At 72.2% G+C, this 13,993-nt stretch carries 13 protein-coding genes; 4 read left to right on the forward strand and 9 right to left on the reverse strand.

Annotated elements, in window-relative coordinates; genetic code table 11:
* Positions 1-39: 39 nt before the first annotated feature.
* Positions 40-852 (reverse strand): TetR/AcrR family transcriptional regulator, encoded by an 813-nt coding sequence (locus tag OG510_RS22950; RefSeq protein ID WP_406139211.1) that lies wholly within the window; start codon positions 850-852, stop codon positions 40-42.
* Positions 853-943: 91 nt separating this feature from the next.
* Between OG510_RS22950 and OG510_RS22955 the strand changes: the two genes are divergently transcribed.
* Positions 944-2,179: an FAD-dependent oxidoreductase gene (locus OG510_RS22955; RefSeq protein WP_406139212.1), complete on the forward strand. Its 1,236-nt coding sequence runs from the start codon at positions 944-946 to the stop codon at positions 2,177-2,179.
* 38 nt (positions 2,180-2,217) lie between these two features.
* On the opposite strand, the gene OG510_RS22960 is transcribed toward OG510_RS22955, so the two are convergent.
* Both OG510_RS22960 and OG510_RS22965 read right to left on the reverse strand, forming a co-directional pair.
* Complete coding sequence (locus tag OG510_RS22960) at positions 2,218-3,141, reverse strand: D-isomer specific 2-hydroxyacid dehydrogenase family protein (RefSeq protein ID WP_406139214.1); 924 nt, start codon at positions 3,139-3,141, stop codon at positions 2,218-2,220.
* A 121-nt stretch (positions 3,142-3,262) separates the two neighbouring features.
* Entirely contained in the window at positions 3,263-4,006 is a 744-nt protein-coding gene (locus tag OG510_RS22965) for an IclR family transcriptional regulator (RefSeq protein ID WP_406139216.1), read from the reverse strand.
* Between the two features lie 167 nt (positions 4,007-4,173).
* Between OG510_RS22965 and OG510_RS22970 the strand changes: the two genes are divergently transcribed.
* Positions 4,174-5,556 (forward strand): MFS transporter, encoded by a 1,383-nt coding sequence (locus tag OG510_RS22970; RefSeq protein ID WP_406139218.1) that lies wholly within the window; start codon positions 4,174-4,176, stop codon positions 5,554-5,556.
* A gap of 1 nt (position 5,557) precedes the next feature.
* Here the strand turns inward: OG510_RS22970 and OG510_RS22975 are convergent, their stop codons facing one another.
* The 5 genes from OG510_RS22975 to OG510_RS22995 form a co-directional block, all read right to left on the reverse strand.
* Entirely contained in the window at positions 5,558-6,280 is a 723-nt protein-coding gene (locus OG510_RS22975; RefSeq protein WP_343235300.1) for an FCD domain-containing protein, read from the reverse strand.
* Between the two features lie 38 nt (positions 6,281-6,318).
* Positions 6,319-6,939 carry a bifunctional 4-hydroxy-2-oxoglutarate aldolase/2-dehydro-3-deoxy-phosphogluconate aldolase gene (locus OG510_RS22980; protein ID WP_406142493.1) on the reverse strand — a complete coding sequence of 207 codons (621 nt, stop codon included), beginning with the start codon at positions 6,937-6,939 and terminating at the stop codon, positions 6,319-6,321.
* A gap of 63 nt (positions 6,940-7,002) precedes the next feature.
* Complete coding sequence (locus OG510_RS22985) at positions 7,003-7,953, reverse strand: sugar kinase (RefSeq protein WP_406139219.1); 951 nt, start codon at positions 7,951-7,953, stop codon at positions 7,003-7,005.
* Entirely contained in the window at positions 7,950-8,936 is a 987-nt protein-coding gene (locus OG510_RS22990; protein WP_406139221.1) for a dihydrodipicolinate synthase family protein, read from the reverse strand. The genes OG510_RS22985 and OG510_RS22990 overlap by 4 nt, the downstream gene beginning before the upstream one ends.
* Before the next feature lie 17 nt (positions 8,937-8,953).
* Positions 8,954-10,672: an IlvD/Edd family dehydratase gene (locus OG510_RS22995; protein ID WP_406139222.1), complete on the reverse strand. Its 1,719-nt coding sequence runs from the start codon at positions 10,670-10,672 to the stop codon at positions 8,954-8,956.
* A gap of 163 nt (positions 10,673-10,835) precedes the next feature.
* Here OG510_RS22995 and OG510_RS23000 point away from each other — a divergent pair, with 163 nt between their 5' ends.
* Positions 10,836-12,185: an MFS transporter gene (locus tag OG510_RS23000; protein WP_406139224.1), complete on the forward strand. Its 1,350-nt coding sequence runs from the start codon at positions 10,836-10,838 to the stop codon at positions 12,183-12,185.
* Here OG510_RS23000 and OG510_RS23005 read toward each other — a convergent pair.
* Positions 12,170-12,931 carry an alpha/beta fold hydrolase gene (locus tag OG510_RS23005; protein ID WP_406139226.1) on the reverse strand — a complete coding sequence of 254 codons (762 nt, stop codon included), beginning with the start codon at positions 12,929-12,931 and terminating at the stop codon, positions 12,170-12,172. The two genes, OG510_RS23000 and OG510_RS23005, sit on opposite strands and share 16 nt — an antisense overlap.
* Positions 12,932-13,083: 152 nt before the next feature.
* Between OG510_RS23005 and OG510_RS23010 the strand changes: the two genes are divergently transcribed.
* Entirely contained in the window at positions 13,084-13,974 is an 891-nt protein-coding gene (locus OG510_RS23010; RefSeq protein ID WP_406139228.1) for a helix-turn-helix domain-containing protein, read from the forward strand.
* The last annotated feature ends 19 nt before the right edge of the window (positions 13,975-13,993 follow it).

Consider the following 13,993-nt stretch of genomic DNA (forward strand, 5'->3'; position numbering starts at 1 on the left):
ACCTGGCGAGCGGATGCCACGAGCCGCTTGTAGGGCGCGTCAGCGGGCCCGTTGTCCCGGCTGTCCGACCGCGCGCACGTATGCCTCGGTGAAGAGTTCGCAGAGTTCGTTCACGGGTGGGAGGTCAAGGCTCCTGATGGGTTCGATGACCGGTCGCGTGAGGATGTGGGTGATCATCGGGCCCAGCAGGAGCTGGACCAGGACCGGGAGCGGCAGCGGTCGTATCCGGCCCGCCTCCACATGCGGCAGCAGGAGCTGGGCGAGACCGTCGAAGAAGCGCGGGAGGTAGGCCCGCATGGCCCGCGCGGCGGGCCCGTCAGGCCGGCTGAAGAGGTCCGCGAAGAGCGTCGGGAGCACGCGCGGCTCGCGGTCGAACGCCGTGATCACGGTCCGGTAGACCACCAGCACGGTGTCCTCCAGGCGCTCCGGCGGGTCGGCGGTCAGCGCCTCCAGGTCGGGCAGTGGGCCGTAGCGTTCGTAGACGGCGCCGAGCAGCCCGTCGCGGCCGTCGAAGACCGTGTGCAGGCTGGGCAGCGAGCACGCGGCCCGCTCCGCGACAGCGTCCAGGGTCATCGCGCCGAGGCCCTGTTCGGCGACGAGCTGCGCCGCCGCCTCGATCGCGCGCTCGCGGACCGGTCGACGGCCACCGGGGTCGACGCCCGCCCGCCGGACCGCCTCGTCCAGCGCGCCCCGTGAGCCGCCCAGCCGGCGCAGCAGTGTGCTGCGCGAGACGCCCGCCGCTGTGGCGATCGCCGTCAGCGGGACATCGGCGACGTCCCGGCCGCGTTCCTCCGCCGCCGTCAGGGCGGCGGCCACCAGATCCTGTAGCTGCTCGTGGTCCTGTTCCTGCATGTGGAACATGATACGTCTTGACACATGAGACCGTTCCACAGACTCTGTATATAAGAGTTCCACACGGAACGGACGAGGGGAGGGGAGTGCCATGAACGTCGTCATCTCCGGGGGTGGACCGGCCGGCATGATGCTGGGCCTGTTGCTGGGGCGGGCCGGAATCGAGGTGACCGTGCTGGAGAAGCACGGCGACTTCCTGCGTGACTTCCGCGGTGACACCGTCCACGCGTCCACCGTGCGACTGATGGACGAGCTGGGGCTGGGCCGGGAGTTCGCCTCGCTGCCGCAGAGCAGGCTCAGCGATTTGGTGGTGCCCACGTCGGACGGCGGCCGTATGCGGCTGACCGACTTCGGGGGCCTTCCCGCGCCGTACAACTACATCGCGATGATCCCGCAGTGGGACCTGCTCAACCTGCTGGCGCGACAGGCCCGGCGCGAACCGTCGTTCACCCTGCGGATGAATACGGTGGCGACCGGGCTGATCCGGGAGGGCGGCAAGGTCGTCGGCGTCCGCTGTCGCACCCGGGACGGCGAGGAGGAGGAGATCCGCGCCACCCTCACCGTCGCGGCCGACGGCCGCCACTCCGCGCTGCGCCAGGACGCCGGTCTGGTGCCGCGGGAGTTCCCGGTCCCGTTCGACACCTGGTGGTTCCGGCTGCCCAGATACGCCGCGGAGCAGGCCCAGGAGCCCCGGCAGGTTGCCGGGTTCCGCACCGGCGAGTTCGCCCTGAGCCTCACCAGGAACGACTACTTCCAGATCGCCTACTTCACCGCGAAGGGATCCGACGCCCGGCTGCGCACCGCGGGCATCGACCACTTCCGGGCGCGGATCGCCGACCTGATTCCGCAGTACGACGACCGCGTCGACCAACTGCCCGGCATGGACGACGTCCACCTGCTCGACGTCCGGCTCAACCGGCTTGCGCGCTGGTACACCGAAGGACTCCTGGTGATCGGCGACGCCGCCCACGCGATGTCCCCGGCCGGCGGAATGGGGATCAACCTCGCCGTCCAGGACGCGGTCGCGGCGGCCACGCTGCTGGCCGAACCGCTGCGCCGGGACCGGCTGACCACCGCCGACCTGGCGAAGGTCCAGCGGCGGCGGTGGCTGCCCACGGCGGTCCTGCAGCGCGTGCAGCTGATGCTGCACGACGGGTTCTTCGCCCCGGTCCTCACCGGCCGCCGCGTCGGACCGCCCACCTCGGTGGTGCTGGCCACCCGGTACCTGCCCGGGTTCCGCCAACTGCCCTCCCGTCTGGTCGCGTTCGGCCCGCGCCCGGAGCACGCCCCGGCCTTCGCCCGACGCCCCGCGCCCCGCCCGCGCTGAGCTCGCTGCCCGGTGTCAGGAGCCCTGGCTGCCCGGGGTCAGGAGCCCTGGACGGGTGCGACCACTCCGGTGGGCGGGTGGCCCGCGGCGAAGGCGGCCACGTTGGCCTCGACCCGTTCCGCGAGCCCACGCCAGTACGAGGAGCGGGGGTTCGCGCAGTGCGGTGTGATCAGGACGTTCTCCAGCTCCCACAGGTCATGCCCGGCGGGCAGCGGTTCGGGATCGGTCACATCCAGCGCCGCTCCGCCGATCGTGCCGTTCTTCAGTGCGTCCACCAGGTCGGCGGTGACGACGAGGCCGCCCCTGGCGACATTGACCAGCCAGGCGTCCCGGCGCATCAGGGCGAACTCGGCCGCCCCGAACATCCCGCGGGTGTCAGGGGTCGCGGGTGCCGCGGCCACCACGAAGTCCGCGTCGGGCAGGACCTCACGGAACGCGGCGCGCGGCACGGTCAGCTCCGCGCCCGGGACCGCGCCGCTGTCGGATACGGCCAGAATCCGGCAGCCGAACGGCTTCAGCAGCCGGATCAGTGACCGGCCGATGCCACCGCAGCCGACGACGGCGACGGCCGAGCCCGCGAACTCCCGGGTGAGGTTGGCGCTCCACTCCCGGGACCTCGCCAGCCGGTGCAGACCGCGCGCGGCTGCCAGCATGAGGGCGAGGGCGTGCTCGGCGACGGCGTCTCCGTACGAACCGGTGGCCGCGGTGAAGACCGGCTGTGCGCGGATCACTCCGGCGTCCGCCCAGCGCTCCACCCCGGCGTGGGGCAACTGCACCCAGCGGATGCCTTCGTGGAGCATCCCGTCGAGTTCGGCCGGGTCGTCGCTGCCGTAGTAGACGAGGGCTTCCGCCTCGGCGAGGGGCACGACCCGCCCGCCCCCGGCGCGTACCGCTTCGAGCAGGACGGGCACGGGCTCGGGGCCCACATGAACGGCGGGCGCGGCGTAGGCGGGGGCGGTCATGGTGAACCTCCAAGGGGTCGGTCGCGTAAGGGTGCTGGGAGAGGAGCGCGGGAAAGGCCAGGAGAGCAGGAGAGCAGGCGGAGGGACGGCCGAGGGAAGGGGAACCGGGAGCCGGGAACCGTCAGGGCAGGAAGCCGAGATCCGCCGACACCAGCCGGGCGCAGCGCCGCACATCGGGCACCAGGCCGTGCAGCGCCGGGCGGTCGGCCTGGGCGCGCAGCGCGGTGAGCGAGACGGCGGCCATCACCTCGCCGTAGGCGTTGCGCACGGGTGCGGCGACACAGTGCACGAACTCCTCGAACTCCTCGTCGTCCGTGGCCCACCCGCGCTCCAGAACGGCCGCCAGCTCATCGTCGAAGGCGGCCCTGGTGGTGAGCGTGGTGGGGGTGTGGCGGGTGAACTCCCAGCCGTCGATGAGCTGTTCGGTACGGGCGGGCGGAAGGTGCGCGAGGATCGCCTTGCTCACGCCCGCGGTGTGGAGCGGTACGGGCCGGCCGACCCTGGCGTACAGCCGGACCGGACCCGGCGGCGAGATTCTGTCGATGTAGAGAATCGTGTCGTCACGGAGCGCGGCCAGATGCACGGTGTGGCCGGTGTGCTCCTGAAGCGCCGCGAGATGGGGGCGGGCGGTGTCGGCGAGCCCGAACTGCCCGGACGAGTGAGCGCCGAGCGAGGCCAGCCGCGGTCCTGCGCCCCATCGCCCGTCGGGCAGCCGGCGGGCGAGGCCGCCGTCCCGCAGGGTCTGGAGCAGACGCAGAGCTGTGGTCCTGTGGACGCCGAGCCGCTCCGAGATGTCCGCCAGGGTGCGCGGTGCCGTGCCGGTGAACTCCAGGATCTCCATGGCGCGTTGCACGGTCCGGGACATCAGGGTCTCCGCCTTCCGTCTCTGCCTTGCGGCTTCGTCTTCTTCTCTCCGTGTGCACCAGGCCGTTGACAGGGGCGGTCCACACCCGCACGATTGAGCCGATCATAGCACCATTAAGAAAGGGTGTGCATACGGTGCACACCCGCGGACCGGACAGAGGGGGACCGATGAGCCCTGATCAGGACAGCGTGGTCGGCAGGGACGACGGCGGCCTGGAGCGCGACACCATGAGCCGGGTGACCAGGCGGCTGATGCCGCTGATTGTCGTCTGCTACCTGGTCGCGTACATCGACCGTTCCAACCTCTCGGTCGCCGCACTGACGATGAACGACGCGATCGGACTGACGGCAGCCCAGTTCGGCCTGGGAGCCAGCCTGTTCTTCGCCACCTATGTCGTCTTCGAGGTGCCCAGCAATGTGCTGCTCGCCAAGCTCGGCGCACGCCGCTGGATCGCCCGCATCATGATCTCGTGGGGCGTCGTCTCCGGCTGTATGGCCCTGGTCGGGGGTTCGCACTCCTTCTACCTGGTACGGCTGTTCCTCGGCGCCGCCGAAGCGGGCTTCACACCCGGCGTCATCTGGTACCTGACCCGCTGGTTCCCGGCCGGCCACCGGGGCCGGGCGATGGGCCGCTTCTATGTGGGCGCCGCGCTCGCCACGGTCATCGGCTCACCGCTCAGCGGCCTGGTCATGAAGATGGACGGCGTGCTCGACACCCCCGGCTGGAAGTGGCTGTTCGTCGTCGAGGCGGTGCCCGCCGTACTGCTCGGGTTCATCGTCCTGAAGTCACTGACCGACGCCCCTGAGGACGCCGCGTGGCTGCCCGAGCGCAACCGGCGGTGGCTCACCGGCCGTCTCGCCCAGGAGCGGGCGGAGATGGCGGGACAGCGCGCGGTCTCCGTGCGCCAGGCGCTCACCAGCCCCGGGGTGCTTCTGCTCGCGCTCTTCTTCTTCCTGTACTCGTTCGACAGCATCGGCCTGACCCTGTGGATGCCGCAGGTGATCCAGGGCGGCTTCGGGGACCCGAGCGACTTCGTGACCACCCTGCTCACCGCTGTCCCCTATGCCCTGGCCGTGGTCGCCATGGTGATCGTCGCGCGCTCGGTCGACCGGCGTGGGAAGCACGCGCTGCACATGGCCGTACCGATGGCCGTATCGGGCGTACTGCTCGTCGCGAGTGTGGCGGCAGGGCCCGGAGTGGCGGGGTTCGCCCTTCTCGCGCTCTCCACCGGGGCGGCCTGGGCCGCGGTGCCTGCGCTGTGGGGGAGCGCGACGGCCTTCATGACCGGCGTCGCGGCGGCGGCCGGGGTGGCCTTCATCAACGCCTTCGCCAATGTCGCGGGGCTCGCCGTCACCCCGCTGATCGGCGTCATCAAGGACGCCACCGGATCGTTCGACGCACCGCTGCTCGTGATCGCCGGGGCCATGCTGCTGGGCGCGGTGGTGGCGGTCGTGTCCGGCCGCTTCACCACACCGGGCCGGCTGGCCGCCGAGACGGCGCGGGCCGACGGGCCCGACGCGGCGCCGGTGACCGTGCGGCCCGGGAGCTGAGTCAGCCGCCCAAGGCGCAGGCCGAGCCGCCCTCCAGGAGCTGTTCGACCTCGCTGCGGGCGGCTTCCACGACCGTGCTCACCGCGCGGGCCGCGTCGCCGGCGCGGCCCTCGGCGATGGCGTCCGCGACCTCCTGGTGCCTGCGCACCGACGCCATGTCCACCTGCTCCGGCATCAGCAGCAGTTCGCGCCGCGCCACCAGGAGCTCCTCGGTGACCTCGGAGAGCTGGGCGAACATGCCGTTGCCCGACGCGGTGAGCAGCGCCCGGTGGAAGGCGGCGTCGGCCGCGATGAACCCCCGGCTGTCGCCCGCGTGGGCCGCGCCGGCCATCGCCTGCGCATGGGCGCTCAGGGCGCGCCGGGCCTCGTCACCGGCGCCCGTCGCGGCGAGCGCGGCCGCCGACGGCTCCACCGCGGCCCGCAGCTCGGCCAGTTCGCGCAGCTGTGTCTCACGGCGCGGTGACGCCAGGCGCCAGCGGATGACCTGGGGGTCGTACAGATTCCAGTCGTTCATCGGCCGTACGGTGATGCCGACCCGGGGGCGGCTGGTGACGACCCGCTTCGACTCCAGGACCCGTACGGCCTCGCGGGCCACGGTGCGCGAGACGCCGTACCGCTCCTGTACGTCCTCCAGGCGCAGCACCTCGCCCGCCCGGATCTCGTCCGCCGCGAGCGACTGGCCGATCCGGTCGACCACCTGGCCGTGCAGGCCCTGAAGCTCCACGTCGTTCCCCGTCTGCCGATGTGTCCGGTCCGGTGTGGTCAGCGGGCTGCCGCCAGGCGGCCCAGCAGGGCGGTGACCCGCTCGCCCGCCGCCTGTGCGCCGCCCGAGGTCAGCGCCGAGCCCATGCCGCAGGCGACGGCGCCGGCCGCGATCCACTCCGGTGCGTTCTCGATTGTCACACCTCCCGTGGGTATGACGGGGGCCTGGGGGAGTGCGGCCCGCACATCGCGCAGCCAGGACGGCGGGACGGCCGACGCCGGGAAGAGCTTCAGCGCGTCGGCGCCCTCCTCCAGAGCCCGCACCATCTCGGTCGGGGTGGTCACACCGGGGAAGACGGGTACGCCGTAGCGGTGGCCGGTACGGATCACCTCCGGGTGGAGGCTGGGCGAGACCAGGAAGCGGGCGCCCGCCTCCACGGCGGCCCGCGCGGCGGCCCCGTCGAGTACGGTGCCCGCCCCGACCAGGGCCCCGGGACGCCGCTCGGTCAGCTGGGCCACCGCACGCAGCGCGCCCGGGGTGGTGAGGGCGATCTCGACGGCGTGCAGCCCGGCGTCCAGTACGGCGTCGGAGGCGGCCACGGCCTCCCGGGGGCCGGGGGTGCGGACGATGCCGAAGACGCGCTGGGCCGTGACGGCCCTGACGGTCTCCCAGCGGTACAGGTGGTCCATGACGTGTTGCTCCTGGAGAGAAGGGACGGGCGGGAGAGAGGGGGGAAGGGTGCGTCAGCGGTGCACGGTCTCGGCGCCGCCGGTGAACGCGGCGAGTGCCCGGTCAAGACCCGCCCGGTCGGGCAGCCCGTCGGTGTCCGTGGCGCACTGCACGACCAGCGCGGCGACAGCGGCCGCCCTGCGCAGACACACCTCGTACGGCTCGCCGCGCAGCACCCCGGAGAGGAACCCCGCGGCGAACGCGTCGCCGGCGCCCACCGGGTCGGTCACCGGGACCCGGAAGGCCGGCCGGCGCCAACTCCCCTCATCCGTAAGGCAGGAGGCCGACTTGTCGCGGTGCTTGACCACCACGGCCCGCGCCCCGGCAGCCAGCAGCCGCTGGGGGTCGGGCCCGCCGAGCAGCTCCAGTTCGTCCTCGCCCGCCAGGACCAGGTCCGCCCGTTCCAGGAGCGGTGCGACGACCTCGCGCCACCGCTGCGGACTGCCGAGCTTCAGCCGCACGTTGGGGTCGAAGGAGACCGTCGCCCCCGCCTCACGGGCCAGTTCGAACAGCCGCAGCGTGGCCAGGCGCGCGGAGTCCGAGAGCATCGGGGTGATGCCGGTGAGATGGACGATCGCGGCGCCGCCCAGCACATCAGGGGTGAGCGCGCCGGGCGCGAGGAGCGAGGCGGCGGAGCCCGCCCGGTGGTACTGCACATCGATCGCCCTGGCCGGGTGACTGTCACGCAGCAGCAGCCCGGTCGGCGCCGCCGGGTCGATCACGGCGTACGAGGTGTCGATGCCGTCGGCCCGCAGCTGGGCCAGCACGGCCCGCCCCGAGGGATCGTCGCCGACCCGGCCGAGCCAGCGCACCGGGTGCCCGAGCCGGGCCAGACCCGCCGCGACATTGGATTCCGCGCCCGCGACCGAGCGGCGGAAGGCGGTGGCCCGCTCCAGCGGGATGCCGGGCTCGGCGACCATCAGCAGCATCGCCTCGCCGCAGGTGAGCACGGAGGGGCCGCTCATCGCGCGAGCTCCGGCAGCAGACCGGCGAACTCCGCGCAGAAGCGGTCGACCATGCGCAGCTCCTCCTGGTCGAGGCGGTACCCGGGGGCACGGCAGTGCGCCGACCCGAACCAGCCGCGGCGCACCGAGATCTCCTTCTCCGCGGCGACGATCAGCTCGACGCTCTGCATCCAGTACGAGAGGTACGGGGTCATCCGGGTGTGCAGGGCGACGCAGCCGCTCTCGTCGCCCGCCTCCCAGCGGCGCCACAGCTCGACGTACAGCTCGGTGAAGGAACACCCGGGCTGCACCCCGACCGCACCGCGCCGCAGCGCGTCGGGCAGCTGGAGCCCGGCGTAGCCCACCAGCGCAGGCAGCGGACGTCGCCCCGCGGCGAGCGCCGCGATGAGCCGGCCCGGCGGCGCCGATTCGACCTTCACCCAGCGCAGGTTGGGGTGCTCGGCGGCGAGCTGGTGCAGCGTGGGGGCGTCCAGCGCGGTACCGGTCTGCGCGGGGGCGTACTGCAGGACGACGGGCAGCGGGTCCACCGCGGCGAGCACGGCCCGTACGTGCGCCAGTACGGCTTCGCGTGACGGGCCGAGGAAGTGCGGCGGCAGCACATTGAGCGCGTCGGCGCCGCGCTCGGCCGCCGCCTCGGCCTGGGCGACCGCGTGCCGGGTGGCGTGGTCGGGTACGGACACGACGGCGGCGACACCGGACTCCCCGCGGGTGCGGTCGAGCAGCAGCCCGGTCAGCAACTCCCGCTCCGGGCCGTCGAGTTTGTGGAACTCGCTCGCGAATCCGGGGAACATCACCGAGCTGACCCCGGTGGCCAGCACCCGGTCGACGACGGTCGTGAAGCCGTCCGGGTCCAGATCGCCGTTGTCGTGGAAGGGGACTTCGAGCACGGGCGAGACACCGCGGACCAGCGCCTCGGTGTCCTTGGCCCCGGTGTTCACGGGTGTGCCGGTCACGGGTGTGCCGGTCATGGGTGTATCGGTCATGGTGACGGCTCAGCTCCTCAGAAGGCCCGGCGCGGCGGGGCGGAGTCGGTCGAGCCGACCAGGAAGTCCAGGTCGACGCCGGTGTCGGCCTGTGTCACATGCTGGGTGTAGAGATACGTCCAGCCGCGCTCGGCCGGCGGCCTCGGCGCCTCCCACCCTCTCCTGCGCCGCTCCAGCTCGGCGTCGTCCACCAGGACGTCGAGACGACGGCCCGGGACATCGAGGCACACCTGGTCGCCGGTCCGTACGAGCGCGAGCGGCCCGCCGACGGCGGCCTCGGGCGCCACATGCAGCACACAGGTACCGAAGGCGGTCCCGGACATCCGGGCGTCGGAGATACGGACCATGTCGCGCACGCCCGCGTCGAGCAGCTTCTTCGGCAGCGCGAGGTTGCCCACCTCGGGCATGCCGGGATAGCCCCGGGGGCCGGTGTTGCGTACGACCAGGACGGTGTCGGCCGTGACATCGAGATCCGGGTCCTCGGCGACGTCCAGATAGTCGTCGAGCGAGTCGAAGACCAGGGCGGGCCCGGTATGGCTGAGCAGCCGCGGTTCGGCCGCCGACTGTTTGATCACGGCGCCGTCCGGGGCGAGATTGCCGTGCAGCACGGCCGTGCCGCTGCCCGCGGGCAGCACCGGATCGCCGAAGGGGCGGATGACCTCGCGGTCGTACACCTCGACGCCCTCGCAGTTCTCCAGGAGCGAGCGGCCGGTGACGGTGACCGTGTCGGGGTGGAGATGTTCGCGCAGGTCGTTGATGAGGGCGGGCAGGCCGCCCGCGTACGCGAACTCCTCCATCAGGAAGCGGCCGGACGGCATCAGGTCGATCAGCAGGGGCAGTTCGGCGCCCAGCCGGTCGAAGGCGTCCAGGGTGAGCGGCACCCCGAGCCGGCCCGCGATGGCGAGCAGATGCACGACCGCGTTGGTGGAGCCGCCGATGGCCGCGTTGACGCGGACCGCGTTCTCGAAGGCGTGGCGCGTCATGATCCGCTGCGGGGTGAGGCCGCTCGTCGCCAGCTCGACGGCGCGGGCACCGGTCTCCTCGGCGAGCGTGCCGCGCCGGGCGTCGACCGCGGGCAGCCCCGAGCCGCCGGGCAGCATCATGCCCAGCGCCTCGGCCAGACAGGCCATGGTGGACGCGGTCCCCATGGTCATGCAGTGGCCGGCCGAACGGTTCAGCGAGGACTCGAACTCGGTGAACTCCTCCTGGGTGATCGTCCCGGCCCGCAGTTCCTCGGTCATCCGCCAGATGTCCGTACCCGAGCCGACGTTGCGGCCCTTGAAGCGGCCGTTGAGCATCGGGCCGCCGGTGAAGACCATCGCGGGCACGCCCGCGCTGGCCGCGCCCATCAGGGCGGCCGGGGTCGTCTTGTCGCAGCCGGTGAGCAGGACGACGGCGTCGATCGGGTTGGCCCGTATCTGCTCCTCGATCTCCATCGCGGCCAGATTGCGGTAGAGCATGGAGGTCGGACGCAGGAACGGCTCTCCGAGCGACATCGCGGGGAATTCCAGGGGGAAGCCGCCGGCCTGGAGCACCCCGCGCTTCACCGCGTCCGCGATGAGCTGGAGATGGCCGTTGCAGGGCGTCAGCTCGGAGAAGGTGTTGCAGATGCCGATGACCGGCCTGCCGTCGAAATTGTGGCCGCCGCGCCCCATGGCCCGCAGATGATGGCGTGCGATGAAGCCGTTCTTGCCGCCGTCCCCGAACCAGGCGCGGCTGCGCAGCTGCGGTGCCATGTGGTGGTCCTTCCAGTGCCGTCGTCGATGCGGTGGAAACCGGCTGTGACCTAGTCGTGTCCTGCCCGCTCTTAATGGTGCTATCAAATCACGATACGGTCCAGGCGTGTCCAGGGACGCACCGAAAGGGTCAATGATGATCGCCACACCGGGGAGGAACGCCATGGGGACCGGCACGAGGACCGGCACGGAGACCGGCACGATGAAGGCGGTGACCTGGCGGCTGATGCCGTTCCTGGTCCTGCTCTATCTGGTCGCCTATGTGGACCGCTCGAACATCGGCTTCGCCAAGCTGACGCTCCAGAACGAACTCGGCCTGTCCAACGCCGCGTTCACCCTCGGCCAGGTGGGGTTCTTCATCGCCTACGCGATCTTCGAGGTGCCCAGCAACATCTTCCTCGAACGGTTCGGGGCCCGGCGCTGGTTCACCCGCATCCTGATCAGCTGGGGCCTGGTCACCGCCCTCACCGCGCTGGTCTCCACCGGCTGGCAGTTCTACACCGCCCGGTTCCTGCTGGGCGCGGCCGAGGCCGGCTTCTATCCGGGCGTCCTCTACTTCCTGACCAAGTGGTACCCGTACCGCTACCGCGCCCGGATGACCGGCTGGTTCATGATGTCCACACCGCTCGCCTTCATCATCGGCAATCCGCTGATGGGCGCGCTCGGCGGCCTCGACGGGGTCCTCGGCGTCAAGGGCTGGCAGTGGATCTTCATCGCGACCGGTGTCCCCGCGGTGCTCCTCGGCTTCCTCACGCTGCGCGTCCTGCCCGACGGGCCCGAGCGGGTCGGCTGGCTCAAGGACGGCGAGAAGAAGTGGATCGCCGACGAACTGGCCGTCGAGAGCAGCACGCTGGGCGGCGACCATGAATCCCCGCTGAAGACCCTCCGCGACAAACGCGTGGTCCTGATGTCCCTGTACTTCCTGTGCTTCCCGCTCGGTGCGTACGGACTCAGCTTCTGGCTGCCGACGATCGTGGACGGCTTCGGCGGACTCTCCGGGACGGCCGTCGGCTTCGTCACGGCCGTCCCGTACGTCTTCGTGGCGATCGGCCTGTACGTCGTGCCCAAGCTCGCCGACCGCAGCGGCTCCCGCTATCCGTGGATCGCGGGCAACGCGGCGGTCGGCGCGGCCGGTCTCGCGGGCTCCGCGCTGGTCCCGTCGGGCGACCATGTGCTCCAGATGGCCTTCATCAGCCTCGCGGCGATGTGTATCTTCGCCGGTCAGCCGGTGCTCTGGTCACTGCCGTCGCGGTTCCTGACCGGGGTGCAGGCCGCGTCCGGCATCGCCATGATCAACGCGGTCGGCAACCTCGGCGGCGGATTCGGCCCGATGGGAATCGGCGTGATCGTGGACCGCACGGGGTCGGCGGTGGCCGGACTGTGGTTCCTGGTGGCCGCGATGGCGGTGGCCGCGGTGGCCACGTACGGCATCAAGCGGCTGATCGAGAACGGCAGGGTCGTCGACCACGAGCCGGGTGCGCCGGTGCGGAACGGGCCTCAGAGCCCGGCCTGATCCGGACGGAGGCCCGGGCGCCCCACCCCGAGCAGCAGCCCGGCCAGCCCGGCCGGTTCTGTGATCATGCAGTCGTGGCCGGCCGCCAGCTCCCACACCTCGGCGGGGTCGCCGTTGGGCTGGACCGCGGGGACCGGGCGGCGGGCGAAGCCTTCCGGTATGCCGGTCACACAGTGGATGTGTGTGCGCGGGATCGCGTCCGCGGCCGGATTGTCCAGCCGGACCGGCTGCTGGAGGCAGCGCACCGGCTGGTCCGACAGCATGGTGCGCAGCCAGGCGAGGTCCGCCGGGTCGGTGACCCCGAACAGCCCGGCCGGCGGCGGCATTTCGGGCAGCGGCGGCACCCGCCAGCCGCTCTCGGACCGCAGGGCGAGATCGATCAGGGACCGCGTCACGGGCATGACATCGGCGGCGCTCTCGCCGTCCCGCGGGACCATCGCGTCGAGATGGACCAGCCGGCCGATCCGGTCCGGGACGCGGTGGGCCACGGCCGAGACGACCAGCCCGGCGTAGCTGTGCCCCACGAGCACCACATCGGTGAGGTCCTCCCCGGTGATCAGCCCGACGATGTCGTCGACGTGGGTGTCGAGCCCCACATCGGGGCCGAGCAGGTGCGCCTTGTCGCCGTATCCGGTGAGCGACGGTGCCAGCACCCGGTGCCCGGCCGCCTCAAGGAGCGGTACCACCCGCTCCCAGCACTGCCCGCTGTGCCAGGCACCGTGTACCAGCAGATACGTCGTCGGCATGGGTTCGCTCCTTGCTGTGTCCTGCGGGGAATGGCAGGCCCGGTGGGCCGCCGACCACGCTGCCGCCGGGGCGCGGGCCGAGCCAGGGCCCCCGCGGTCCTGGGGGTGGCAGGACCAGGCACGTACGCCGGTGGCCGACCTACAGTGGCGGTATGACCGGTGAACCGAACCTGCTGGGTGACTACGTGCGCGCCCGCCGCGAGCTCGTCACCCCTGACCAGGCCGGTATCCCCGTGTTCGGCGTCCGGCGTGTGCCGGGCCTGCGCCGGGAGGAGGTCGCGATGCTGGCCGGTATCAGCGCCGACTACTACCTGCGCCTTGAGCAGGGCCGCGACCGCAACCCGTCCGTGCAGGTCCTCGAATCCCTCGCCCGGGTGCTGCGGCTCGACGACGACGCGACGGCGTACCTGCTGAACCTCGGCGCGGCCACACCCCGGCGGCGCCGCCGACGGCCCCGCAAGGAGACCGTTCCTGCCGGTATCGCCCAGCTCGTCGCCACGCTCCCGCTGCCCGCGCTGGTCGAGGGCCGCTACTTCGACGTCCTCGCCGCGAACGCCCTGGCGACCGCGCTGTCACCCCGCCTCACGCCAGGAGCCAACCGCCTGCGCGGCATCTTCCTCGACCCCGCGGAACAGGACCTCTACCCGGACTGGGAGAACGCCGCCCTGGGGATGGTCGCCGGTTTCCGTGAGTCCGTGGGCACCGGCACGGACGACCCCCGGGTCATCGAACTCGTCGGTGAACTCTCCCTCGGCAGCCCCCGTTTCAGCCGGCTCTGGGCCCGCCACGACGTGGCGCTGTGCGAGGGCGGGCCCAAGCGGATCGACCACCCCCAGGTCGGTGCGCTCCGGCTGAACCGGGAGCGGCTCGGCATCGACGGCACGACCGGCCAGACCCTCGTCATCTACCACCCGGACCCGGGCACGGACAGCGCCGACAAGCTGGCACTGCTGGCCGCCGCCACCCAGCCCACGGCCACGCAGCCCACGGCCACGCAGCCCGCCGCCCCTGGGCCCGCTGCCACGCACCCCGAATCCAGGTAGACCGACGCCACCCGGCCGT

The organism is Streptomyces sp. NBC_01089 (assembly GCF_045162975.1).
In the GTDB taxonomy this organism is placed as follows: domain Bacteria; phylum Actinomycetota; class Actinomycetes; order Streptomycetales; family Streptomycetaceae; genus Streptomyces.